Source organism: Streptomyces sp. NPDC092369, assembly GCF_044755245.1.
Taxonomy (GTDB): Bacteria; Actinomycetota; Actinomycetes; order Streptomycetales; family Streptomycetaceae; genus Streptomyces.
In genome coordinates this window covers 1,508,427-1,514,520 of the sequence record NZ_JBIVQP010000003.1, presented here as the reverse complement: position 1 = coordinate 1,514,520, position 6,094 = coordinate 1,508,427, and the positions used below count along the sequence as shown (strand labels likewise).

Genomic DNA, 6,094 nt, shown 5'->3' with positions numbered 1-6,094 from the left:
GCCCGGTTACATTCCGAACCCGGAAGCTAAGCCTTACAGCGCCGATGGTACTGCAGGGGGGACCCTGTGGGAGAGTAGGACACCGCCGAACAATTGTTGAGGAAACCCCCGTACCGTTTATTCGGTACGGGGGTTTTCTGCGTTTACGGTCCACATCTAGGGTTGGTTGCATGCGCTATGACCTCGTCATCTTCGACAACGACGGCGTCCTCGTCGACAGTGAGCCCATCTCCAACCGGCTTCTCGCCGCGTACCTGACCGAGCTCGGGTATCCGACGTCGTACGAGGACTCGCTCCGTGACTACATGGGCTCCGCCATGCACCGGGTCCACGAACTGGTGGCGGAGCGGACCGGGGAGTCGTTGCCGGCTGACTTCGATGATGTCTTTCATGCGCGGGTGTTCGCCGCGTTCGAGCGGGAGTTGCGGCCGGTGCCTGGGGTTGAGGGCGTGCTCGCGAAGCTTGCTGAGGGCGGGGTGCCGTACTGCGTGGCCTCCTCGGGGAGTCATGAGCGGATTCGGGTGGGGCATCGGACGACCGGGCTGGACCGGTGGTTCGACGAGGCTCGGATCTTCAGTGCTCAGGATGTGGGGCGGGGGAAGCCCGATCCGGATCTGTTTCTGTATGCGGCGGAGCGGATGGGCGTCTCGCCCGGGCGGTGTGTGGTCGTCGAGGACTCTCCGCTCGGGGTGCAGGCGGGGGTCGCGGCCGGGATGGATGTGCTCGGGTTCACCGCCATGACGTCGGGGGAGAAGCTTGCGGGCGCCGGCAAACTCTTCGCGGACATGGGCGAGTTGGTCGAGCTGCTGGACTGACCGACCGTTGGTGGACTGACATTTGTCATGCCGAGCTCCGGACGATCGTTTCTACTGGGGGACCCCGCCCGGCGGCCAAGCTGAGGGCATGACGACGAAGACGAGCAAGCAGAGCACCTTCGGTCCGCTGGTCGTGGATGTGGCGGTCCCTCTCGGTTCGTACTACCTGTTCAAGGACGCCTTCGGGATGAGCACCTTCGCGGCGCTGGCCTGGAGCAGTGTGGTTCCGGCCCTGCGGACGGTCTGGAGCCTGGTGAGGGAGCGGCGGACGAACGGGCTGGCCGGGCTCATCCTCGTCGTCAACGTGGTCTCCCTGGTGCTGAGCTTCGTCGCCGGTGACCCGCGGCTGATGCTCGCCAAGGACAGTGCGGTCAGCAGCACGATCGGGATCGGGATTCTGGTCTCGGTGGCCCTGGGCCGGCCGATGATGACCGCCGGTATGAAGCCCTTCCTGATCAAGGGCGACCGGGCCAAGGAGGCTGCCTGGCAGCGGCTGGCGTCCGGTCGGGCGGCCGCCTCGGCGGACTTCCTGCGCAAGGAGCGGACGTTCTCGGTGGTGTGGGGCGTGGCGCTGCTCGCCGAGTGTGTGGCGCGGGTCGTGGGGGCGTACACCATCCCGGTGGACACCATGGTGTGGCTGGGGACGGTGGTCATGGCCGGCGTGATGGTGCTGACCTTCCTCGTCAGTGGTGCGCTGGCCGCCGGGCCGATGGCGGAGATGGTCGCCGCTGAATCTGCCCCTGAAGCTGAATCTGCAGCTGAATCTGCATTTGAAGCCGAGGCCGACACCGCGAGCCAGGACGTGGGCCTCCAGGTCCCGGTCGAGGTCGCCGTCGCCGCCTGACGCTCGTAAGAGGACACATGGGTAAAGCTGAAGGAAATTCATCTTTGGCTGGATCTACCCACAGGTAGCCTGGGGCCCTACGCTCGCCGCCATGACAGATGTGCTGCGGCGCGGTAGGGCCTCTTTGGCGTTGAGCTTCTTCGCCCAGGGCGCCGTCTTCGCCCTTCTCGTGACCCGGATCCCGGCCATTCAGGACCGGTACGGGGTTTCCGACGCGCTGCTGCCCGCCTTCCTGGCCGCCGTGCCGATCCTGGCCGGCGTCGGGAGTGTGACGACGGAGCAGTTGGTGAAACGGGTCCCGCCCAGTCTGCTGCTGCGGTGGTCCCAGCCCGTGGTGATGCTGGCGCTGCTCGGCGTCGGGGCCGGGGACTCCAAGGTCGAACTGGGCATCGCGCTCGTCGCGTTCGGGCTGGCCGTGGGTGCGCTGGACGCCTCGATGAACATGCTCGGGGTGAGTCTGCAGCGGGCGTACGGGCGCAGCATCATGCTCAGTTTCCATGCCGTGTACAGCCTGGGCGGGATCGTGGGGGCCTCGCTGGCGTGGGTGGGGGCGCACTGGCATCTCGCGCTGTGGGTCTCGTATCTGCCGGTCGTGGCCGTGCTGTTGCCGGCCGCGCTGGTGGGGAGTCGGTGGTACGTCGACGGGGACGGCGGCGAGGGTGGCGGCTCGGCGGCGGAGGCGGACGCGGCGGCGAAGGGGGCCGGTGGTGGTGTCGTCTTCAAGATGCTGCTGCCGTTGTGTCTGGTGATGACCTTCGCCTATATCGGGGACTCGACCGTCTCCAACTGGAGTGCGAAGTATCTGCAGGACGTGCTGGGGAGTTCGGAGCAGCTCGCGACCGTGCCGTACAACGTGTACATGGTGACCACGCTGCTGGGGCGGGCGCTCGGGGACTTCGGGGTGCGGCGGTTCGGGGCCGTGGTGGTCGTGCGGGTGGGGGCGTTGGTGGCGGCGGGTGGGTTCGCCGTGGTGGCGCTGGCGCCGGGGCCGTGGGTCGGGATGCTCGGGTTCACGCTGCTGGGGCTGGGGTTGTGTGTGCTGGTGCCGCAGACGTTCGCGGCGGCCGGGCGCATGTTCCCGGGGGCGTCGGACGCGGCGATCGCGCGGCTCAATGTCTTCAACTACGTGGGATTTCTTATTGGTTCGCCGCTCGTGGGGGCGTTGGGGGACGCGTGGAGCTATCGCGGGGCGATGCTCGTGCCGATGGTGTTGGTGCTGGTGACACTGGTGTACGCCAAGTCGTTCGCTCCTCAACAGGACCGATACGGTGGCGGGCATGAGCGGCCGCGCACAGCTGATGTGGGACGAGGCAGTAACGGGCTATGACTTCGGTCGGGACCATCCGATGGACCCGATCCGGCTCGCCCTGACCAGGCGACTCGTCGACGCCTTCGGGCTCGACAAGGACGTCGACGTGGTCGCGGCGAAGCCGGCCGGGGAGTCGACGCTGCGGTTGGTGCACCGGGAGGACTACGTCGAGGCCGTGAAGGCGGCTTCGGCGGATCCGGGGGCCGCGGATGGGGCGTACGGGCTCGGGACGATCGATGATCCGGCCTTCGCGGGGATGCACGAGGTGTCCGCGCTGATCGCCGGGCAGTCGGTGGGGGCCGCGGAGGCCGTGTGGGGCGGGGACGCGATGCACGCCGTGAACTTCGCGGGTGGGTTGCATCATGCGATGCCCGGGGGCGCGTCGGGGTTCTGCATCTACAACGACGCCTCGCTTGCCATCGCGCGGCTGCTGGAGCTCGGTGCCGAGCGGGTCGCGTACATCGATGTGGACGTGCATCACGGGGACGGGGTGCAGGCCGCGTTCTGGGAGGATCCGCGGGTTTTGACGATCTCCCTGCATGAGCATCCGCGGACGCTGTTTCCCCAGACCGGGTGGCCGGAGGAGACGGGGTCCGGGGCGGGGGAGGGGGCGGCTGTGAATGTCGCGTTGCCTGCGGGGACCGGGGATGCGGGGTGGTTGCGGGCGTTTCACGCTGTCGTGCCGGAGTTGATTGCCGACTTCCGGCCGCAGGTGTTGGTGACGCAGCACGGGGCCGATACGCATTTTGAGGATCCGCTGGCGCATCTGGCCGTTTCGCTGGACGCGCAGCGGGCTGTCCAGGTGGCGTGTCATGAGCTGGCGCATGCGTACGCCGACGGGAAGTGGGTCGCGTTGGGGGGCGGGGGGTACGCCGTGGTGGAGGTGGTGCCGCGGTCCTGGACGCATCTGGTGGCCATTGCCGCGGGGCGGGAGATCTTGCCGGAGACGCTTGTGCCGGAGAGTTGGCGGCAGGAAGTGTTCGCTCGGACGCGGCAGTTGGGGCCTGGGCGGATGACCGATGGGCGGTGGCCGGTGGCCTTTGCCGAGTGGGACGCGGGATACGACCCTGCGGATCGGTTGGATCAGGCTGTGTTGGCCACTCGGCGGGCGGTCTATCCGTTGCGGGGGTTGTTGGCGTAAGGGCGTTGGCGCGAAGGGGCGTTGGGGTTGCTGAGGTGGGCGCGGCCGGCGTAGCGGGGTTTCGCTTGCCCGCGCTTGCGGGGTGCCGCTGCGCCCACCCGTGCCGCCCCAGCGGCACGACTGCCCGCAGTTGGGTGGGTGTCAGCGGCATCCCTTGGCGGTGTCAGCTGCAGTGGCCCCAGTCGCTGGAGGTGGCGCTGCCGATGGTGCCGATCCACGAGACGCAGTAGCCGCGGCCGTTGACGTAGACCGGGCCGGCATAGCTCGTGTACTGGCCGGCATCCACGGCGTCGCCTTCCTCGCTCTCCAGGGCCGTCAGCCTGACCTCCATGTAGAGCTTGGCGCCCGCGGTGTTGCGGATGGTCACGGCGCAGTTCTTGCCCTTGGCCTCGTTCCAGGTCAGGTAGGTCGTGCCGGAGTTGCCCACCGGCGTGGAGTCGATGACCTTGTACCCGGTGCCGCAGACGCCGTTGTAGGCCGCGGCCGCCGACTTGGCGGCGACCGGCTTCACGGTCGCCGCGGAGGCCGGCGAGGTGCCGGCGATGGCGCCTCCGACCGCCAGGACGGTGAGTGCGGCGGCCGTTGTGACGCGACGGGACAGCTTCGTGTTCATGGTGTTCCCCCGGTTGTGGTGATGCTTGGTCAACTTGCATGGATCGGTTGGTCGTTGCCGTCCATGCACAGTGAGACCCAGGGCCCCGTGCGTTGGTTGTGGTGCCGTCTGTCACCGTTCTGTCACCGGGAACGGCACCGGTCTCTAGGCCAACCGTGCGGTGTTCCCGCCGTTCCCGCCGCGCCGCGCACCCCCGTCCGTCACCATCGCACTCGTGTTGAGCACCGGAGCCCTGCGCGCCCATCTGCTGGCCGCCCGTCTGGCCGGGACGGTGGCCACCTCGCGGGAGGAGAGCCTGCGCAGCTATCGGCTCTTCGCCGCGCGGGACCCTCGGGTGATGATCGGGATCGATCCTGAACGGACCTGGCGGCAGCGGGACGTGATCCAGTTGATGGCGGACAAGTGTGGGGTTTCGGCCGATCCGCAGCACACCTCAGGCCATGATGTGATTGATCCGGAGCGGACTCTGACCGCTCTGGATGCCTTCGCGGAACGACTGGGCGCGGCTGCTGAGCGTGGCGCCCCCGTGCTGTTCGGCACCGGCCACCCCCATCGGCTCCTCGGCTTCTACGCCGCGCTTGCGGACGCGCTGTCGGCGGCGGGATGTACCGTTCTCACACCGGCGCATGGTCGCTGTGTCGACATAACGACCCGGTTCGGTCTACGCACGTACAACCTTGACTACGTACGAGGAGTCGCGCTCGTCCGCGAACCCGGCCCCACTCGCCCCGGTTGTGCGACCGGCGCACACACGCACTCACCGCTCCCGGTTCGGACCGTTCTGGCCGCGGCGGCGGAGGCCGGCGGCCCTCTTCCCGAGCTGGTCGTCGGGGACCACGGATGGGTCTGCGGAGCAGGTCAGCTGGGGTTCGAGGCGATGGGGCTGGGGGATACCGACGACCCCGCGCTCTTCGTCGGAGAGGCAGAGGGGTCCGTGTCCGTCGTCGTTCCACTTGATGACGCTGTGCGGTCTGATTACTACCGGCCGCTTACCCGCTACGTACTCAATCGAGCGTGTCTGTCACAGTAGGCCGCCGATGGGTGCACCTCTTCCCCACTCGCATCACACGCCCCTACATTGGGGAGTGAGCACGCAACGACGAAGAGTCACCGGAAGGGGAAGCCGGTGACCGTCGAGTGCGGAAGGTTCAGGTGTGTCATGGCTGCAGCTGGCGAGAGGCCTCTGAACGAGGTTCAGTTCCTTACCGTGGCGGAAGTCGCCTCGGTGATGCGAGTGTCGAAGATGACCGTGTACCGGCTGGTGCACAGCGGTCATCTGCCCGCGATCCGGGTCGGACGTTCGTTCCGTGTACCGGAGCAAGCGGTGCACGAGTACCTCCGCGAGAGCTATGTGGGGGTGGAGACAGCCTGA

Annotated in this window: 7 protein-coding genes and 1 rRNA gene; 7 read left to right on the top strand and 1 reads right to left on the bottom strand. The window is 67.9% G+C overall.

Features of this window, described 5'->3' with window-relative positions; all coding sequences use genetic code 11:
• The 5 genes from rrf to ACIQI8_RS23875 all read left to right on the top strand — a co-directional run.
• Positions 1-91: ribosomal RNA gene (rrf, locus tag ACIQI8_RS23895) — 5S ribosomal RNA — on the top strand; the annotation flags it as partial.
• 79 nt (positions 92-170) lie between these two features.
• Complete coding sequence (locus ACIQI8_RS23890) at positions 171-815, top strand: HAD family hydrolase (protein ID WP_402353948.1); 645 nt, start codon at positions 171-173, stop codon at positions 813-815.
• An 88-nt stretch (positions 816-903) separates the two neighbouring features.
• Positions 904-1,659, top strand: a complete 756-nt coding sequence (locus ACIQI8_RS23885; protein WP_402353945.1) for a VC0807 family protein — start codon at positions 904-906, stop codon at positions 1,657-1,659.
• A gap of 91 nt (positions 1,660-1,750) precedes the next feature.
• Complete coding sequence (locus ACIQI8_RS23880; RefSeq protein WP_402353942.1) at positions 1,751-2,986, top strand: MFS transporter; 1,236 nt, start codon at positions 1,751-1,753, stop codon at positions 2,984-2,986.
• Positions 2,937-4,109 (top strand): acetoin utilization protein AcuC, encoded by a 1,173-nt coding sequence (locus ACIQI8_RS23875; RefSeq protein ID WP_402353939.1) that lies wholly within the window; start codon positions 2,937-2,939, stop codon positions 4,107-4,109. Before ACIQI8_RS23880 ends, ACIQI8_RS23875 begins: the two co-directional genes overlap by 50 nt.
• 163 nt (positions 4,110-4,272) lie before the next feature.
• Here ACIQI8_RS23875 and ACIQI8_RS23870 read toward each other — a convergent pair whose 3' ends face one another.
• Positions 4,273-4,722: a spore-associated protein A gene (locus ACIQI8_RS23870; protein ID WP_402353936.1), complete on the bottom strand. Its 450-nt coding sequence runs from the start codon at positions 4,720-4,722 to the stop codon at positions 4,273-4,275.
• Positions 4,723-4,936: 214 nt separating this feature from the next.
• Here ACIQI8_RS23870 and ACIQI8_RS23865 point away from each other — a divergent pair, with 214 nt between their 5' ends.
• Together ACIQI8_RS23865 and ACIQI8_RS23860 are read left to right on the top strand one after the other, a co-directional pair.
• Entirely contained in the window at positions 4,937-5,752 is an 816-nt protein-coding gene (locus ACIQI8_RS23865) for a phosphatase (protein ID WP_402353934.1), read from the top strand.
• A 129-nt stretch (positions 5,753-5,881) separates the two neighbouring features.
• Complete coding sequence (locus tag ACIQI8_RS23860; protein ID WP_004984898.1) at positions 5,882-6,094, top strand: helix-turn-helix domain-containing protein; 213 nt, start codon at positions 5,882-5,884, stop codon at positions 6,092-6,094.

What these genes read in the sequence shown, in the direction of transcription:
- ACIQI8_RS23890 (WP_402353948.1), top strand. Translation starts at nt 171, where the DNA reads ATGCGCTATGACCTCGTCATCTTCGACAACGACGGCGTCCTCGTCGAC.
- ACIQI8_RS23870 (WP_402353936.1), bottom strand. Translation starts at nt 4,722, where the DNA reads ATGAACACGAAGCTGTCCCGTCGCGTCACAACGGCCGCCGCACTCACC.
- ACIQI8_RS23880 (WP_402353942.1), top strand. Translation starts at nt 1,751, where the DNA reads ATGACAGATGTGCTGCGGCGCGGTAGGGCCTCTTTGGCGTTGAGCTTC.
- ACIQI8_RS23860 (WP_004984898.1), top strand. Translation starts at nt 5,882, where the DNA reads ATGGCTGCAGCTGGCGAGAGGCCTCTGAACGAGGTTCAGTTCCTTACC.
- ACIQI8_RS23875 (WP_402353939.1), top strand. Translation starts at nt 2,937, where the DNA reads ATGAGCGGCCGCGCACAGCTGATGTGGGACGAGGCAGTAACGGGCTAT.
- ACIQI8_RS23885 (WP_402353945.1), top strand. Translation starts at nt 904, where the DNA reads ATGACGACGAAGACGAGCAAGCAGAGCACCTTCGGTCCGCTGGTCGTG.